This is a genomic window from Agromyces albus, from assembly GCF_004134825.1.
Lineage (GTDB): Bacteria > Actinomycetota > Actinomycetes > Actinomycetales > Microbacteriaceae > Agromyces > Agromyces albus.
Genome location: NZ_SDPN01000035.1, coordinates 1 through 16,568, shown reverse-complemented (window position 1 = coordinate 16,568; position 16,568 = coordinate 1). Strand labels below are relative to the sequence as shown.

At 70.4% G+C, this 16,568-nt stretch carries 13 protein-coding genes and 1 pseudogene; 8 read left to right on the top strand and 6 right to left on the bottom strand.

The window, feature by feature from the left end; genetic code table 11:
- Positions 1-6: 6 nt before the first annotated feature.
- From ndk to ESP51_RS15430, 5 genes are all read right to left on the bottom strand, one after another.
- On the bottom strand, positions 7-429 hold the full coding sequence (gene ndk, locus ESP51_RS15450; protein WP_129521790.1) for a nucleoside-diphosphate kinase: 423 nt from the start codon (positions 427-429) through the stop codon (positions 7-9).
- Positions 426-824 (bottom strand): DUF4233 domain-containing protein, encoded by a 399-nt coding sequence (locus ESP51_RS15445; protein WP_164990548.1) that lies wholly within the window; start codon positions 822-824, stop codon positions 426-428. The genes ndk and ESP51_RS15445 overlap by 4 nt, the downstream gene beginning before the upstream one ends.
- Positions 821-2,200 (bottom strand): bifunctional folylpolyglutamate synthase/dihydrofolate synthase, encoded by a 1,380-nt coding sequence (locus ESP51_RS15440; protein WP_129521788.1) that lies wholly within the window; start codon positions 2,198-2,200, stop codon positions 821-823. Before ESP51_RS15440 ends, ESP51_RS15445 begins: the two co-directional genes overlap by 4 nt.
- Positions 2,197-5,502, bottom strand: coding sequence for an isoleucine--tRNA ligase (gene ileS / locus ESP51_RS15435; RefSeq protein WP_241843200.1), 3,306 nt, complete (start codon positions 5,500-5,502; stop codon positions 2,197-2,199). The genes ESP51_RS15440 and ileS overlap by 4 nt, the downstream gene beginning before the upstream one ends.
- Before the next feature lie 224 nt (positions 5,503-5,726).
- Positions 5,727-6,122 carry a GntR family transcriptional regulator gene (locus ESP51_RS15430; protein ID WP_129521786.1) on the bottom strand — a complete coding sequence of 132 codons (396 nt, stop codon included), beginning with the start codon at positions 6,120-6,122 and terminating at the stop codon, positions 5,727-5,729.
- Between the two features lie 130 nt (positions 6,123-6,252).
- Between ESP51_RS15430 and ESP51_RS15425 the strand changes: the two genes are divergently transcribed.
- The 7 genes from ESP51_RS15425 (at position 6,253) to ESP51_RS15395 (ending at position 14,784) form a co-directional block, all read left to right on the top strand.
- The gene (locus tag ESP51_RS15425) at positions 6,253-7,911 is read left to right on the top strand and encodes an ABC transporter substrate-binding protein (protein WP_129521785.1); all 1,659 of its coding nucleotides are present in this window, start codon (positions 6,253-6,255) and stop codon (positions 7,909-7,911) included.
- Complete coding sequence (locus ESP51_RS15420) at positions 7,889-8,872, top strand: ABC transporter permease (protein ID WP_129521784.1); 984 nt, start codon at positions 7,889-7,891, stop codon at positions 8,870-8,872. The genes ESP51_RS15425 and ESP51_RS15420 overlap by 23 nt, the downstream gene beginning before the upstream one ends.
- Positions 8,869-9,744, top strand: coding sequence for an ABC transporter permease (locus ESP51_RS15415; protein ID WP_129521783.1), 876 nt, complete (start codon positions 8,869-8,871; stop codon positions 9,742-9,744). The genes ESP51_RS15420 and ESP51_RS15415 overlap by 4 nt, the downstream gene beginning before the upstream one ends.
- Positions 9,741-11,396, top strand: coding sequence for a dipeptide ABC transporter ATP-binding protein (locus tag ESP51_RS15410; RefSeq protein WP_241843199.1), 1,656 nt, complete (start codon positions 9,741-9,743; stop codon positions 11,394-11,396). The genes ESP51_RS15415 and ESP51_RS15410 overlap by 4 nt, the downstream gene beginning before the upstream one ends.
- A 126-nt stretch (positions 11,397-11,522) precedes the next feature.
- Positions 11,523-14,105 (top strand): valine--tRNA ligase, encoded by a 2,583-nt coding sequence (valS, locus tag ESP51_RS15405; protein ID WP_129521782.1) that lies wholly within the window; start codon positions 11,523-11,525, stop codon positions 14,103-14,105.
- 8 nt (positions 14,106-14,113) lie between these two features.
- Positions 14,114-14,560 (top strand): GNAT family N-acetyltransferase, encoded by a 447-nt coding sequence (locus ESP51_RS15400; protein ID WP_129521781.1) that lies wholly within the window; start codon positions 14,114-14,116, stop codon positions 14,558-14,560.
- Entirely contained in the window at positions 14,560-14,784 is a 225-nt protein-coding gene (locus ESP51_RS15395; RefSeq protein ID WP_129521780.1) for a hypothetical protein, read from the top strand. Before ESP51_RS15400 ends, ESP51_RS15395 begins: the two co-directional genes overlap by 1 nt.
- A 10-nt stretch (positions 14,785-14,794) precedes the next feature.
- Here the strand turns inward: ESP51_RS15395 and ESP51_RS15390 are convergent, their stop codons facing one another.
- A complete protein-coding gene (locus ESP51_RS15390) occupies positions 14,795-15,628 on the bottom strand; it encodes a methyltransferase domain-containing protein (protein WP_129521779.1) in 834 nt (277 codons plus the stop codon).
- A 53-nt stretch (positions 15,629-15,681) separates the two neighbouring features.
- Between ESP51_RS15390 and ESP51_RS15385 the strand changes: the two are divergent.
- Positions 15,682-16,568, top strand: a pseudogene (locus ESP51_RS15385) (M3 family metallopeptidase); the annotation flags it as partial.

The following is a 16,568-nucleotide window of genomic DNA, read 5'->3' as shown; positions in this document are numbered from 1 at the left end:
ATCCGCTCAGGTGAACCAGAGGTCGAGTTCGCGCTCGGCCGACTCGGGCGAGTCCGAGCCGTGGATCAGGTTCTGCTGCACGCGCAGGCCCCAATCACGGCCGAAGTCGCCGCGGATCGTGCCGGGTGCCGCCGTCGTCGGGTCGGTCGCGCCCGAGAGCGAGCGGATGCCCTCGATCACCCGGTTGCCGGCGACGCGCATGGCGACCACAGGCCCCGACTGCATGAACTCGACGAGCGGCTCGTAGAACGGCTTGCCCTCATGCTCGGCGTAGTGCTTCGCGAGGATCTCGCGGTCGGCCTGGACGAGCCGGATGTCGACGAGGGAGTAGCCCTTCGCCTCGATGCGGCGGAGGATCTCTCCGGTGAGGTTACGTGCGACGCCGTCGGGCTTGACGATCACGAGGGTCTCTTCGATCGGGGTGGTCATTCCTGTTCCTTTCCTGGATCGGCTGCAGCCGTCCGTGCTCGGTCGATTCGTGCGCCGACGACCATGCAGTACCACCACATGCCGCCGAACAGTGCCCCGACGACGAACATCGTCGGGTTGAGGAACCCCGCGGCGAGGATCAGCGCCTGGATGAGCCAGCCGAGGGCATACGCCCAGCGGAATCGCAGCAGGCCGATCGTCGCGATGAGCGCGACGATCATGACACCGCCCGCGACGAGCGCGACCCAAGCGGGCACGTCGCCCTCGCCGGGAGCCGCGAGCCCCCAGATGACGAGGGACGCGAGGAAGACGACGATCACCTCGAACGCGAGCACGATCGACGCGAGGGTCTGCTGCAGGGAGCGCGGCGCCGCGGCGGGTGCGGCCTCGCTCATGCGCGGCCCCATCCGCGGTCGGCGGCGATGGCCATCGCCTCGCCGACGAGGGCGATCGAGCCCGTGACGACGACGGCGCGTTTCGGCGCATCGGCCGCCCACCCCCGCGCGTCCTCGAGTGCGTCGTCGATGCGCTCCGCGAACTGCACGCGCTCTGCGCCGACGCGGCCGGCCACGAACGCGGCGAGCTCCGCCGCGGGCAGGGCCCGGTCGGACTCGGGTGCGGTCACGACGAAGATGCCAGCGGTGCCCGCGAGGGCGTCGACGATGCCGGCGGCGTCCTTGTCGGCGAGCACGCCGAACACGAACGCGACCTCGTCGAAGTCGAAGTACTCGTCGAGGGCGGTCACGAGCGCGGCGGCACCGTGGGGGTTGTGCGCCGCGTCGACGAGCACCGCCGGGTCGGCGGCGATGCTCTGCAGGCGCCCGGGCGATGACGCGGTGCCGAGCCCCTCGTGCACGACCTCGTCGGCGAGCCGCACCGCTCCCCCGCCGATGAAGGTCTCGACGGCGGCGACGGCGACGGCTGCGTTCTCGGCCTGGTGGCGCCCGAAGAGCGGAAGCACGACCTCGGTGTACTCCCCCGCCAGGCCGCGGATCGACACGAGCTGGCCGCCCACGGCCACGCGGGAGTCGAGTACGTCGAAGGCGTCTCCTTCGAAGGCGAGGCTCGACTCGGTGAGCTCGGCGGCTTCGGCGAGCACCGCGCTCGCTACGTCGGGCTGCTTCGCCGAGACGACGGATGCCGCGGGCTTGATGATGCCCGACTTCGTACGTGCGATCGCCTCGATCGTCGACCCGAGCCGGCTCTGGTGGTCGAGCGCGATGGGCGTGAACACCGCGACCTGGCCGTCGGCGACGTTCGTCGAGTCCCACTCGCCGCCCATGCCGACCTCCAGCACGACCACGTCGACCGGGGCGTCGGCGAAGCACGCGAAGGCGAGCACGGTGAGCACCTCGAAGAACGTGAGCGGCGCGGAATCGGCCGCCTCGAGCTCGGCGTCGACCATCGCGATGAACGGCGCGGTCTCCTCCCAGTTGCGAGCGATCGCCTCATCGGAGATGGGCTCGCCGTCGATGCGGATCCGTTCGGTGAACCGCTCGAGGTGCGGGCTCGTGAGCAGGCCCGTGCGCAGGCCCGAGGCGCGCAGGAGGCTCTCGATCATCCGGCTCGTCGAGGTCTTGCCGTTCGTGCCCGTGATGTGGATGACGGGCGCCGCGCGGTGCGGGTCGCCGAGCAGTTCGACGGCACGACGGGTGGGCTGCAGCCGCGGCTCGGGTGAGCCCTCGCCGACTCGTGCGAGCAGCGTCTCGTAGACGGCGTCGGCGGCCTCGCGCTCTTCGCGGTCGAAGGCCTCGGTCTGGTCGTCGGTCATCGCTGCTCCAAGTCGATGAGAAGGGCGGATCCGTCGCCGACGGGCTTCGCGGCGACGGCGTTCGCGACGTCGGCTGCCGCGGCGATGTCGAGTTCCACCGCGAGCGTCTCGCCCGCGATCAGCCCACGGTGCCGGGTCGCCGCCTCGGCGCCGGCGTGATCGAGGGTGAGGCCGAGGCGGATTCGATCGCCCACGGCGAGCCCGGCCGACTTCCTCGCCTCCTGCACGGCACGCACGACGTCGCGCGCGAGGCCCTCCGCCTCGAGCTCGGGCGTCGTGGAGGTGTCGAGGATGACGAATCCGCCGTCGGCGAGGAGCGCGAGCGCTCGCGCCCCGTCGCCCGCTCCACCTGCTTCGAGCACGAGGTCGTACTCGCCGGCGTCGAGGGCGATGCCGCCCGCGACGACGGTGTCGCCGTCGAGCGTCCAGTCGCCGTCGCGCGCGGCCTTGATCGCCTGCTGCACGGTCTTGCCGAGCCGCGGCCCGGCCGCTCGCGCGTTGACGGTGAGCCGCTTCGTGACGCCGTAGGCGCCCGCGCTCGACTCGTCGAGTGCGACCAGGTCGACGGCCTTGACGTTGAGCTCGTCGCGGAGGATGCCCTCGAACGGCGCGAGCGCCGCGGCATCCGTCGTGACGACCGTGAGGCTCGCGAGGGGCAGTCGCACGCGGCGACCGGACTGCTTGCGCAACGAGAGCGCCGCCGAGCTGATCTCGCGCACGGAATCCATGGCGGCGACGAGCGCCGGATCGGCCGGGAACTCCGCCGCCTCGGGCCAGTCGGCGAGGTGCACGCTGCGACCGCCGGTGAGTCCCCGCCAGATCTTGTCGGAGACGAGGGGCAGGAGCGGCGCCGCGAGCCGCGTGAGCGTCTCGAGCACGGTGAAGAGCGTGTCGAACGCCTCACGACCGGCGCCGTCGGCGCCGACCCCCGCCCAGAACCGGTCGCGCGAGCGCCGGACGTACCAGTTGGTGAGCACATCGCCGAAGTCCCGGAGCTTCGCCGCCGCGAGCGGCGAGTCGAAGTCTTCTAGGTCGGCCGTGACCGCGGTCACGAGGTCGCCGAGCTTCGCGAGCAGGTACCGGTCGAGCACATCGGTCGAGGAGGTTTGGCGGGATGCCTCGTAGCCGCCCTCGCGAGCGGTGTTCGCGTACAGCGAGAAGAAGTACCACGTGCTCCAGAGCGGCAGCATGAGCTGGCGCACGCCCTCGCGGATGCCCTCCTCGGTGACGATGAGGTTGCCGCCGCGAAGCACAGAGCTCGACATCAGGAACCAGCGCATCGCGTCGGAGCCGTCGCGATCGAACACCTCGTTGACATCGGGGTAGTTGCGCAGCGACTTCGACATCTTCTGGCCGTCGTTGCCGAGCACGATGCCGTGGCTCACGACGTTCTTGAAGGCAGGGCGGCCGAAGAGCGCCGTGGAGAGCACGTGCAGCGTGTAGAACCATCCGCGGGTCTGCCCGATGTACTCGACGATGAAGTCGGCGGGGTTGTGCGCCTCGAAGAACTCACGGTTCTCGAAGGGGTAGTGCACCTGGGCGAACGGCATCGAGCCCGAGTCGAACCACACGTCGAGCACGTCGGGGATGCGTCGCATCGTCGCGCGCCCGCTCGGGTCGTCGGGGTTCGGGCGCGTGAGCTCGTCGATGTAGGGCCGGTGCAGGTCGGGCTCGCCGGCGGCGTTCACCGGGAGTGCGCCGAAGTCGCGCTCGAGCTCGGCGAGCGAGCCGTAGACGTCGACGCGCGGGAACGCGGGATCGTCGCTCTTCCACACCGGGATGGGCGAGCCCCAGTACCGATTGCGGCTGATCGACCAGTCGCGGGCGCCGCCGATCCACTTGCCGAACTGGCCGTCTTTGACGTTGTCGGGCACCCAGTTGATCTGCTGGTTGAGCTCGACCATCGAATCGCGGAACTCGGGCACGCGGATGAACCAGCTCGAAACCGCCTTGTAGATGAGCGGATTGCGGCAGCGCCAGCAGTGCGGGTACGAGTGCTCGTAGCTCGCCTGGCGGAGCAAACGCCCCTCGGCCTTGAGGATCTGGGTGAGCGGCTTGTTGGCGTCGCTCCAGAGCTGGCCCGCGACATCCGTGACGTCGGGCAGGAACCGGCCGCCCTCGTCGAGCGAGATGACCACCGGGATGCCGGAGGCCTCGCCGATCTTCTGGTCTTCTTCACCGTAGGCGGGGGCGAGGTGCACGATGCCGGTGCCGTCTTCGGTCGTGACGTAGTCGGCCGCGAGGATGCGCCAGGCGCGCTGCAACCCGAAGTGCTCGACGTCGGCGTAGTACTCGAAGAGCCGGTCGTAGGTGACGTCGGCCAGTTCGGCGCCGAGCACCGTGCGCGACACCGCGGCGCGCGCGTCGTCGGCGGCCTCGTAGCCGAGCTCCTTGGCGTAGTTGCCGACGAGATCGAGCGCGAGGAGGTATTCGCCGCCGAGCACCTCGGTGTCGGATACCCCGACCCGCTCGCGCAGGACCGTCGCGTCGGGCGTGCCGTTCGGGCCCGCCGGCACGACCGCGTACTCGATGTCGGGGCCGACGGCGAGCGCGAAGTTCGTCGGCAGCGTCCACGGCGTCGTGGTCCAGGCGAGGGCCCGCACGGCCGTGAGACCGAGCGACTCCGCTTTGGGCCCGGTGAGCGGGAAGGTGACGGTGACCGTCTGGTCTTGACGCATCTTGTAGACGTCGTCGTCCATGCGCAGTTCGTGGTTCGAGAGCGGCGTCTGGTCGCGCCAGCAATACGGCAGCACCCGGTAGCCCTCGTAGGCGAGGCCCTGGTCGTGCAGGGTCTTGAACGCCCAGATGACGGATTCCATGAACGTCACGTCGAGCGTCTTGTAGTCGTTCTCGAAGTCCACCCAGCGCGCCTGGCGCGTGACGTACTCCTCCCACTCCTTCGTGTAGCGGAGCACGGCGTCGCGAGCGGCCTGGTTGAACGCCGCGATGCCCATCTCCTCGATCTCGCTCTTGTCGGTGATTCCGAGCTGGCGCTCCGCTTCGAGCTCGGCGGGGAGGCCGTGGGTGTCCCAGCCGAACCGGCGGTGCACCTGGTGGCCGCGCATCGTCTGGAAGCGCGGGAAGAGGTCTTTCGCGTAGCCCGTGAGCAGGTGGCCGTAGTGAGGAAGGCCGTTGGCGAACGGCGGGCCGTCGTAGAACACCCACTCGCGCGCGCCCTCGCGCTGGTCGACCGAGGCCTGGAAGGTGCCATCGGCCTTCCAGAAGGCCAGCACCTCGCGCTCGACGGCGGGGAAGTCGGGCGACGGGGCGACGCCGTGGTCGTCTGGGGTACGCGGGTACACGCTCGCTCCTTGCGGGGACGGATGCTCACACGAGGACGCCGGCCGCTCGATCGAGCTCCGCCGCGGTACCACCTCGCTTGCCCCGGATGCTCCGGGACCCCTCATTGTCGGCTGTGACGGGCCTGCCCGTTCGGTTCTAGTGACGAGCGGATGCCTCGAGGCATCCGTTCGCGTTCTTCCGAAGACTCCCCGGTGATGGCCGGATCGATGTCGGTCGCCCCAGCTTATCGTGTCGCCGCCGGACGAACCATGCCGTGGGCAGTCGGGCTCCACCGGTACGCCTCGCTGATGAGCTCGAGCAGGGCCTGCTCGGGAACCTCGTGCGCCTTCGCCTCGTCGACGAGGTCGTGGATGGCGCCGGCGAGGGCACCGTGGCCGCCGATGCGCACGACGACCACCGCGCCGCGCCCGCGATGCAGCTCGATGAGGTGTTCGTCACGGAGGAGCCGGTAAGCGCGGAGCACGGTGTGCATGTTGACCTCGAGCGAAGAAGCGAGCTCGCGCGCCGCCGGGAGACGCTCGCCACCCGAGATGCGACCGTCGATGATCGACGCCCTGATCGCCGAGGCGAGTTGCTCGTACAGGGGCGTCGATCGAGCCGGGTCGATTCGGATGAGCACGGCTTGATTCTATTGTTCTATCGAAAGTAGAACAAGTTGCTTGTTGCCCGCGACGCGCGGTGACAGGATGAGTTCGGGCACGCGACGAAGAGCGCCCCGACTTCACCTCTCCCCTCCTGCTAGGACCTCGATGCGTGCTGCACCAGTGACCACCCGCCCGACCCGCCGATTCGGCATCCTCGCGACCGGCCTCGTGTCGATGATCGCGCTCGCCGGCTGCCAGGCCGCCGAGCCCGAGGCATCCGGCGACCCGGTCTCGGGCGGCACCGTCACCTACGCGAGCGGCGACGCCGAGCCCACGTGCCTCGACCCGCACGTCGGCGGCAACTACCCGCAGGCGCTCATCGCCGGCCAGTTCCTCGAGTCGCTCGTCTCGCGTGACGAGTCGGGCGAGATCATCCCGTGGCTCGCCGATTCGTGGGAGGTCTCCTCCGACGGCCTCGTGTGGGACTTCACGCTGCGCGACGGCGTGACGTTCACCGACGGCACGCCGTTCGACGCCGAGGCGGTCAAGGTGAACGTCGAGCACCTGCAGGACCCGGCGACGCAATCGTCGACCGGCTACCTGGCGCTCGACAAGGTCGAGCAGGTCGAGGTCGTCGACGACCTCGAGGCGCGGTTCGTGCTCACCGCGCCCGACAGTGCACTCCTCGAGTCGCTCAGCCAGCCGTGGACCGCCATCCAGTCGCCGGCCGGCATCGCCCGCGGCATGGAGGAGAACTGCCAGGCGCCCGTCGGCACCGGCCCGTTCATCGTCGACGAGTGGGTGAAGCAAGACCACATCTCACTCGTGCGCAACGATGACTACTCGTCGCCGCCCGCCGACGCCGCGCACGAAGGGCCCGCCTACCTCGAGGGCATCGAGTGGCGGTTCGTGCCCGACTCGGCCTCGCGCTACGCGGCGCTGCAGGGCGGCCAGGTCGACGTGATCGACAACCCCCAGCCCGACACCATCGCCGCCGCCGAGCAGGGCGACGCGTTCACGTGGATCGACGCGCCGCGCCCCGGCGCGTCGAACCGCATCGAGTTGAACTCCGGCCAGGCCCCGTTCGACGACGAGCGAGTACGCGAGGCGTTCATCCGCGCCGTCGACGTCAACGACGGCATCGACGCGCTCTTCTTCGGCACCGCCGAGCGGTCGTACTCCGCGCTCTCCTCCGTCGAGGCGCTCGCCTACTCCGACGAGTCGCTGTTCGAGACCGATCTCGATCGGGCGAACGAGCTCCTCGACGAGGCCGGATGGACCGAGCGCGACGCCGAGGGCTACCGCGTGAAGGACGGCGCCCGGCTGACGCTCCGCTTCCCCGTGAGCACGAACCAGTCGATCCCCGCAGAGCAGTCGCTGTTCGAGCAGGTGCAGGCCACGGCGAAGGACGCCGGCTTCGAGGTCGTCATCGAGCTCCTCGACCTCTCGGGGTGGTACGGCGCGCTGTTCGCACACGAGTATGAGATCGTGAGCGCCCCCTACACCAAGGTCGGGCCCGACGTGCTGCGCATCGTGTACCACTCCGACAGCATCACCCCGGCGCCGAGCGGGTACTTCGCGAACCTCTCCCAGCTGAACGACCCCGATGTCGACGCGTTGCTCACCGAGGCTGCCGCCACGAGCGAGCCAGACGCTCGCGCCGAGCTCTACGAGCAGGCACAGCAGCTCATCCTCGGCGGCTACTACCTCCTGCCGCTCTACGACCAGCAGAACAGCTTCCTGCTGAGCACGGAGGTGCAGGGGGCTCGCGCCATCTCCACCGTCTCGACGCCGAGCTTCTATGACGCGTGGCTCGCCGGCTGACCCCCGGAGGCAGCGGCGAGGTCGCACGATCCGCCACGCGGGCCTCCTCGTCGCCGGCGCCGTCTTCGTCATGTGGGCGGTGGCGACCCTCACGTTCTTCGCGATCCGGCTGATCCCAGGCGACCCAGCACAGGCGATCCTCGGGGGCCCCGGCTCGCAGGCCTCTCAAGAGGCGCTCGACCAGGTGCGACGCGACTACGGCCTCGACCAGCCGCTCCTCGTGCAGTACCTCGCGATGCTCGGTCGGCTGCTCACGGGCGACCTCGGCTCGTCGTACGCCCTCAAGGTGCCGGTTGCCGACCTCCTCGGCGCCCAGCTCGGCGGCACGATGCTCCTCGCGCTCCTCTCCCTCGTGCTCGCGTGGATCCTCGCGCTCGGCCTCTCGCTCTGGTCGACGGGACGCGGTCGCGTCTCGACGGCCGTCGGGGAGGGCATCGAGCTGACGGCGGCCGCGCTGCCGCACTTCTGGCTCGCCGCGGTGCTCATCGCGATCTTCAGCTCGGGGCTCGGCTGGCTGCCGCCCGTCGCGACCGGCACGCCGGCAGGGCTCGTACTGCCCGTCGTCACGCTCGCGGTGCCGCTCGCCGGATTCCTCGCCCAGGTGATGCGCGAGAGCCTCCTCGACGCGATGCAGCAGCCGTTCGTCGTCTCCGCCCGCGCCCGCGGCGAGAGCACCACGGGCGTGCGGCTCCGGCACACCGTGCGGCATGCAGCGCTGCCCGGCATCAGCCTCTCGGGCTGGGCCCTCGGCTGGCTGCTCTCGGGCGCCGTCGTCGTCGAGACGATCTTCGCGATGCCCGGACTCGGCCGCACGCTCCTGCAAGCCGTGACCCTCCGCGACATCCCGGTCGTCACGGGTGTCGTGCTGCTCATCGCGCTCGTCTACGTGCTCATGACCGTGCTCACGGATGTCTCGTCGCGCATCGCCGACCCCAGGCTGCGGCAGGAGGCGAACCGATGAGCGAGCTCGAACTGCGACAGACGACGGTGGAGGCATCCGCTGAGCATCGTCCGCCGCGCCGACGCGATCGGCTGCCGCGCGTCGGCACGCTGCTCGCCATCGCATTCGTGCTGTTCCTCGTCGCCGCGACGTGCTTCCCGGGGCTCGTCGCCACGCAGGACCCCAACCAGATCGCGGCGGCCGAGGCATTCCGGTCGCCGTCGCTTGCGCACTGGTTCGGCACCGACGAATCGGGGCGCGACGTGTACAGCCGCGTCATCGCCGGCACCGGCACGTCGCTGCTCATCGGCGTGACGGCGACGGCCATCGGCCTCGCGCTCGGACTCGCACTCGGCGTGCTCGCGAGCTTCGGCGGGCGCGCGCTCGATTTCGGCGTCAGCCGGGTCGTCGAGGTGCTCTTCGCGTTCCCCGGCCTGCTGCTCGCGCTCCTCGTGATCGTGATCTACGGGCCGGGCCCAGTCACGGCGACCATCGCCGTCGGGCTCTCGACCGCACCCGGATACGCGCGCATCATCCGGGGCCAGCTCGTCTCGATCCGCTCGGCGCAGTTCGTCGAGTCGGCCCGCGTGCTCGGGCACTCCCCCGCGCGCATCCTCGCCCGGCACATCGTGCCGAACGCGCTCGTGCCGATCTTCGTGCTCGCCACGCTCGGCATCGGCCAGGCGATCGTGTGGGCGTCGGCACTCAGCTATCTCGGACTCGGTGCGCAGCCGCCGGCCGCCGAGTGGGGCGCGATGCTCGCCGCCGGTCGCACCTACCTCGCCGGCGCCTGGTGGATGACCGTGTTCCCGGGCCTCATGATCGTGGGCACCACGATCGCCACGACCGTGCTCGGTCGAGCGCTCGCGCGTCGGGGCAGGGGGCCCTCGTGACCATCGATCCCGACTCCCCCGTGCTCGACGTCGCAGATCTCCGGGTCTCGTTCGGCGGCACCGAGGTCGTGCGCGGCGTCTCGCTCCGCATCAGCCCCGGCGAATGCGTCGCGATCGTCGGGGAGTCGGGTTCGGGCAAGAGCGTCACCGCGCGCGCCCTCCTCGGCCTCGCGGGCTCGAATGCCCGCACCTCGAGCGAGCGGCTGCGCGTGAGGGGCCGCGAGCTCGGGTCGGCGGGCGAGCGAGAGTGGCAGCGGGTGCGAGCACGCGACGTCGGCCTCATCCTGCAGGACGCCCTCGTGTCACTCGACCCGCTTCGCCCCGTCGGCCGCGAGATCGAGGACCCGCTGCGCCTCCATGAGCGGATGCCGCCGACCGCCCGCCGCGCGAGGGTGCTCGAGCTCCTCCACCGCGTCGGCATGCCGGATCCCGCCCTCGCGGCACGCCAGCGGTCGGGTGAGCTGTCGGGCGGACTGCGCCAGCGCGCGCTCATCGCCGCCGCCATCGCGCTCGATCCGCCCCTGCTCATCGCCGACGAGCCGACGACCGCGCTCGACGTGAGCGTGCAGGCACGGATCCTCGCACTGCTCGCCCGATTCACGGCGAACGGCACCGGGCTGCTGCTCATCAGCCACGATCTCGCGGTCGTCCGCGAGCTCGCCGACCGGATCCTCGTGATGCGTGATGGAGCGGTCATCGAGGAGGGCACCACGGCCGAGGTGCTCGGGGCGCCGCGCACCGCGTACACCCGTGCGCTCATCGCCGCCGTCCCGAGCGGCACGCCGCGTGGGATGCCGCTCAGCGTCGTCGATCGTCCGCCCGCGGCCGAGGCCGAGGCTGTCGCCACCGCCCGAACTGCGATCGAGACGCCCTTACCCGCGCTCCGCGATCAGCGCCCGCTGCTGGCCCTCGACCATGTCACGAAGACGTTCGAGGTCGCGGACGGGCGCTTCACCGCCGTCGACGACGTGTCGCTGAGCGTCCACCGCGGCGAGACGCTCGGACTCGTCGGCGAATCGGGTTCGGGCAAGACCACCGTCGCGCGACTCGCGCTCGCGCTCACGAAGCCCGACTCCGGCGACGTCGTGCTCGACGGCACCGAGTGGTCACGGCTCCGCGAGGCGGAGCGACGTCCGATGCGCCCACGGATCGGAGCGATCTACCAAGACGCGCTGAGCTCCTTCGATCCGCGGTGGAACGTCGGCCGGATCCTCGCGGATGCCGCGTCCGGCACCGAGCGGGGCGCCCCCGCCCCGGGCGTCGCCGCGCTGCTCCAGCAGGTCGGGCTCGCGGCATCCGTCGCCCACCGGCGCCCGCTCACGCTGTCGGGAGGGCAGCGCCAGCGCGTCGCGATCGCTCGCGCACTCGCCGCGTCGCCCGAGGTGCTGATCTGCGACGAACCGGTCTCGGCCCTCGACGTGACGATCCAGGCGCAGATCCTCGACCTGCTCGACGAGCTCCAGCGCTCGCGCGGACTCGCGTGCCTCTTCATCTCGCACGACCTCGGTGTCGTTCGGCACATGGCCGACCGGGTCGCGGTGATGCAGGGCGGCAGGATCGTCGAGGCCGGCGCCGCCGAGCAGGTGTTCGCCCAACCGGCGCACCCGTACACCGCGCAACTCGTCGCCGACTCACCGCGACTCGTGCACTGACGGCCGCCGAGCTGCCGCGGTCCCAGCTCGCGCCATCGGCGCCCGCGAGGGTCTCCGCTAGGCTGGATCGTCACAATCAGGCACCTCACCACCGACACGGTGCCGCCGATATCGAACCGGAGCATCATGACCGACACCCCGCGCATTCCCGACAAGCCCGCTCTCGAGGGCCTCGAATCCGTCTGGGGAGACGCATGGGAGCGTGAGGGCATCTACCGCTTCGACCGCGAATCGGCGACTCGCGAGCAGATCTACTCCATCGACACTCCCCCGCCCACGGCGTCGGGCTCGCTGCACATCGGCCACGTCTTCTCGTACACGCACACCGATGTCATCGCGCGGTTCCAGCGCATGCGGGGCCGGAGCGTGTTCTACCCGATGGGCTGGGACGACAACGGCCTGCCCACCGAGCGACGCGTGCAGAACTACTACGGCGTGCGCTGCGACCCCACCCTGCCCTATGTCGCTGGTTTCGTGCCGCCGTTCGAGGGCGGCGACGGCAAGAGCAGCAAGGCCGCCGATCAGGTGCCGATCAGTCGGCGCAACTTCATCGAGCTGTGCGAGCGCCTCACCGTCGAAGACGAGCAGCAGTTCGAGGCGCTCTGGCGCATGCTCGGCCTCTCGGTCGACTGGACCCAGACCTACCGCACGATCGGCGACGAGTCGATCTTCGCGTCGCAGCTCGCCTTCGTGCGCAACGTCGAGCGCGGCGAGGCCTACCAGGCGCTCGCCCCCACGCTCTGGGACGTCACCTTCCGCACCGCCGTCGCCCAGGCCGAGCTTGAAGATCGCGAGCAGCCCGGGCACTACCACCGGGTCACCTTCGGGCGAGCCGACGGCGATGGCATCGAGATCGAGACGAGCCGTCCCGAACTGATCCCGGCCTGCGTCGCACTCGTGGCCCACCCCGACGACGAGCGCTATCAGCCGCTCTTCGGCACCACCGTCACGACGCCGGTGTTCGGTGTCGAGGTGCCGATCGTTGCGCACCACCTCGCCCAGAAGGACAAGGGCACCGGCATCGCGATGATCTGCACGTTCGGCGACATCACCGACGTGGTGTGGTGGCGTGAGCTCGACCTGCCGAACCGCGCGATCGTGGGCTTCGACGGCCGCATCATCGCCGACACCCCCGACGCGATCACGTCAGAGGCGGGCCGCGCGGCCTTCGCCGAACTGGCCGGCAAGACCGCCTTCTCCGCTCGCCAGGCCGTGGTCGAGCGCCTCCGCGCCTCGGGCGACCTCATCGGCGAGCCGAAGGCGATCACCCACCCGGTCAAGTTCTACGAGAAGGGCGACCGGCCGCTCGAGATCGTGTCGACCCGCCAGTGGTACCTCCGCAACGGCGCTCGCGACGAAGAGCTCCGAACCCGCCTGCTCACCCACGGGCGAGAGATCGACTGGCGACCCGACTTCATGCGCGTGCGCTACGAGAACTGGGTCGGGGGCCTCTCCGGCGACTGGCTCGTCTCCCGGCAGCGCTTCTTCGGCGTGCCGATCCCCGTCTGGTACCCGCTCGACGACGCGGGCGAGCCGCGCTTCGACGAGCCGATCGTCGCGACCCGTGAGATGCTCCCCGTCGATCCGTCGTCGGCAGCGGCGCCCGGCTTCGACGAGACGCAGCGCGGCGTCCCCGGCGGCTTCGTCGGCGAGCACGACGTCATGGACACGTGGGCGACCTCGTCGCTCACGCCGCAGCTCGCGGGCGGCTGGGAGCGCGACCCCGAGCTCTTCGAGCTCGTCTTCCCCTACTCGCTGCGCCCGCAGGGTCAAGACATCATCCGCACGTGGCTGTTCACGACGACCCTTCGCGCCGAGCTCGAGCACGGCGTCGCGCCGTGGTCGAGTGCGGCGATCTCGGGATTCATCGTCGACCCCGACCGCAAGAAGATGTCGAAGTCAAAGGGCAACGTCGTCACCCCGGCTGGCCTGCTCGAGCAGCACGGCTCCGACGCGGTGCGCTACTGGGCGGCATCCTCGCGCCTCGGCACCGATGCCGCGTTCGACCTGCAGAACCCGACGCAGGTGAAGATCGGCCGGCGACTGTCGATCAAGGTGCTGAACGCGGCGAAGTTCATCCTCGGGTTCGAAGGGTCGGCGGATGCCCCGGTCACCGTGCCCGTCGACCGCAGCATGCTCGCCGAGCTGAGCGACGTCGTCGACCGCGCCACACGGGCGCTCGACACCTACGACCACGCTCGCGCGCTCGAGTCCGCCGAGACGTTCTTCTGGACCTTCTGCGACGACTACCTCGAACTCGTGAAAGAGCGCGCCTACGGCGCGCCGAGCCCTGAGCAGGCCTCGGCGGTCGCCGCGCTGAAGACCGCGTTGAGCGTGCTGCTCCGGCTCTTCGCCCCGGTCATCCCCTTCGCGACCGAGGAGGCCTGGCGCTGGTCGAACACGACCTCGGTGCACACCGCTCCCTGGCCGACTGATGATGAACTCGCCGCGCGCGGCGAAGCGGGCGTCGAGCTCCTCGAACTCGCGAGCCTCGCCCTCACCGGCATCCGTCGCGCCAAGACCGATGCCAAGGCATCGCAGAAGACGCCCGTCGTGAGCGCCGCGATCGCGGCGCCCGCCGCGGCCATCACCCTGCTCGAAGCTGCGGCACCCGACTTGCGGGCGGTGGGACGCATCGCAGAGATCGACTTCGTCGAGGCCGACGAGTTCCACGTCCGCGACGTCGTGTTCGAGATCACCTCGGAATAGGAGGAACCATGACGCACGAGATCCGGATGGCCGGTGATGAGGACTTCTTCGGCTGGCTGCCGCTCTTCGAGGCCTACTGCAACTTCTACGACACCGAGCTCGATGACGCCAAGGCGCTCATCGTGTGGAACTGGATTCGCGACGACGCGAACCCGCTCGAAGCCGCGCTCGCGGTCGACGACGAGGGTCGGCCGGTGGGTCTCGCGCAGTTCCGCGCCGTACCCGACACGCTCAAGGCGACCCGTGGCATTCACCTCGACGACCTCTACGTCGACGAGGAGCACCGCGGCGCCGGCATCGGGCGTGGGCTCATCGAGTTCGTGCATGCTCGCGCCGCCGAGCTCGGCACGGGTGGCGTGACCTGGACGACGGCGGCCGACAACGCCGAGGCGCAGCGACTCTACGACGAGCTCGCCCGGCGCACGAGCTGGGTGACCTACGAGATGGACGCGTGATGCGACTCGGCACGCGGTGGGCGTTCGGCGATGAGCCGCCGGCATCCGTTCCGGCGGAGCTCCGAGACCGCATCGCGGCCGCGGAAGCGTCCCACCCGGGCGGCGGCGGCAACCGTCACTGGACCCTCACCTGGCTCGAGGGGCGGCCGATCGCCGAACTCGACGACGGCACCGTCGTGCGCGACACCATCGTGGACGCCCACGACGTCGATGAGGACTGGTAGCGCGCGCTCGTCAGGCTCGCCCGATGATCTCGCCGTGGGGCATGAGAAACCATCCGTCGTCGTCGGCCGCCCAGTCGCGCCATGCCTCGGCGATCTGGCGGAGCTCCTCAGGATTCGAGTGACCCGACTCGATCGCGTGCGCCGCGAACTGCGACTCGGTCGCCCGTTCGGCCCACGAGCCGCCCCACCACTCGCGCTCGAGCGCTGAGGAGAAGACCCAGGTCGTACCGCCGGCCTCGAGGTCGGAGAACCCCGCCTCTCGCGCCCAGCGCTTCAGCTGGCGACCGGCGTTGGGCTCGCCGCCGTTCCATTCGTGCACGTCGTGGTAGAGCGACAGCCACCGGGTGAGGCCCGCTGACGGGGGGCTCCAGATGACGCCGCCGTAGTCGACGTCGCGAACGGCGACGATGCCGCCCGGCTTCAGCACGCGCCGGAACTCGCGCAGCGCCTCGACGGGTCGCCCGAGATGCTGCAGCACTTGGTGTGCGTGCACGACGTCGAACGTGTCGTCGTCGAAGTCGAGCGCGTAGGCGTCGCCAGCGCGGAACTCGACGTTGTGCACGTCTTCGCTCTCAGCGAGGCCGTTGGCTTTCGCGACGACCTCTTCCGACGCGTCGATGCCGATGACCCGGCCGGGCCGCACGCGACGGGCGAGGTCGATCGAGATCGTGCCAGGACCGCTGCCGACGTCGAGGAGCTGGAGACCTTCCCTGAGGTGGGGCACGAGATACGCGGCGGAGTTCGCCACCGTGCGCCAGGAGTGGATGCGAAGAACGCTCTCGTGATGGCCATGTGTATAGGCGTCTCGAGGTGCGGCCTTGCCGGGCCGGGCGTGTTCGTCCATACCTCGACCCTATGCTCCCGGGCGAGCCGCGCGACACGAACTATGGTTGACGGATGGGCGATCAGACGAACCCGTTCCTCGAACCGAGTCCGCTCCCGTACCTGCTGCCGCAGTTCGCCCTCATCGGGCCTGAGCACTATCGCGAGGCGATCACGATCGGCATGCGCGAGCAGCGCGAAGAGGTCGAGGCCATCGCGGCCGGCACCGAACCGGCATCCTTCTCGAACACGATCGTCGCGCTCGAGCAATCCGGCGAGTTGCTGCGGCGAGTGCTCCCCGTCTTCGAGAATGCGAGCTCGGCGAACTCCGACGAGGCGATCGACGCCATCGAGTCGGAGTTCGCGCCGCTGCTCTCGGCGCACCGCGATGCGATCCGGCTCGATCCGCGGCTGTACGCCCGCATCGACACCCTCCGCGCCGCTGCCGATGAACTCGACCTCGACGCCGCGTCGGCGTACCTGCTCGAGCGATACCACCGCGAGGCGACCCTCGCGGGTGCCGCCCTCGACGAGGCCGAGCGCGAACGACTGACCGCACTGAACGAGCACATCTCGACGCTCACGACCGCCTTCCAGCAGCACCTGCTCGCCGACACGAACGACCTCGCGCTCCACCTGACCGACGAGGCCGAGCTCGCGGGCCTCGATCCCGGCACGAAGTCGGCCGCGCGCGAGGCAGCGAGTGCCCGCGGCCTCGACGGCTGGCTGCTCACGCTCGTGCTCCCGACGAGCCAGCCGGCGCTCACGAACCTGGAGTCGCCCGAGGTGCGCGACCGGCTCCTCGCGGCCTCGCGGGCCCGCGGATGCCGCGGCGGCGAGCACGACACCCGCGCGACGCTCCTCGAGCTCGTGCGCCTCCGCGCCGAGCGGGCTCGCCTCCTGGGCTTCCCGAACCATGCGGCGGCGGTCACCGCCGACGAGACGGCGGGCTCGCCCGAGGC

Excerpts from the sequence above, each read along its gene's own strand:
- ESP51_RS15445 (WP_164990548.1), bottom strand. The coding sequence starts at position 824 with ATGAGCGAGGCCGCACCCGCCGCGGCGCCGCGCTCCCTGCAGCAGACC.
- valS (WP_129521782.1), top strand. The coding sequence starts at position 11,523 with ATGACCGACACCCCGCGCATTCCCGACAAGCCCGCTCTCGAGGGCCTC.
- ESP51_RS15440 (WP_129521788.1), bottom strand. The coding sequence starts at position 2,200 with ATGACCGACGACCAGACCGAGGCCTTCGACCGCGAAGAGCGCGAGGCC.
- ESP51_RS15425 (WP_129521785.1), top strand. The coding sequence starts at position 6,253 with ATGCGTGCTGCACCAGTGACCACCCGCCCGACCCGCCGATTCGGCATC.
- ndk (WP_129521790.1), bottom strand. The coding sequence starts at position 429 with ATGACCACCCCGATCGAAGAGACCCTCGTGATCGTCAAGCCCGACGGC.
- ESP51_RS15420 (WP_129521784.1), top strand. The coding sequence starts at position 7,889 with ATGACGCGTGGCTCGCCGGCTGACCCCCGGAGGCAGCGGCGAGGTCGC.
- ESP51_RS15390 (WP_129521779.1), bottom strand. The coding sequence starts at position 15,628 with ATGGACGAACACGCCCGGCCCGGCAAGGCCGCACCTCGAGACGCCTAT.
- ESP51_RS15395 (WP_129521780.1), top strand. The coding sequence starts at position 14,560 with ATGCGACTCGGCACGCGGTGGGCGTTCGGCGATGAGCCGCCGGCATCC.
- ESP51_RS15400 (WP_129521781.1), top strand. The coding sequence starts at position 14,114 with ATGACGCACGAGATCCGGATGGCCGGTGATGAGGACTTCTTCGGCTGG.
- ESP51_RS15415 (WP_129521783.1), top strand. The coding sequence starts at position 8,869 with ATGAGCGAGCTCGAACTGCGACAGACGACGGTGGAGGCATCCGCTGAG.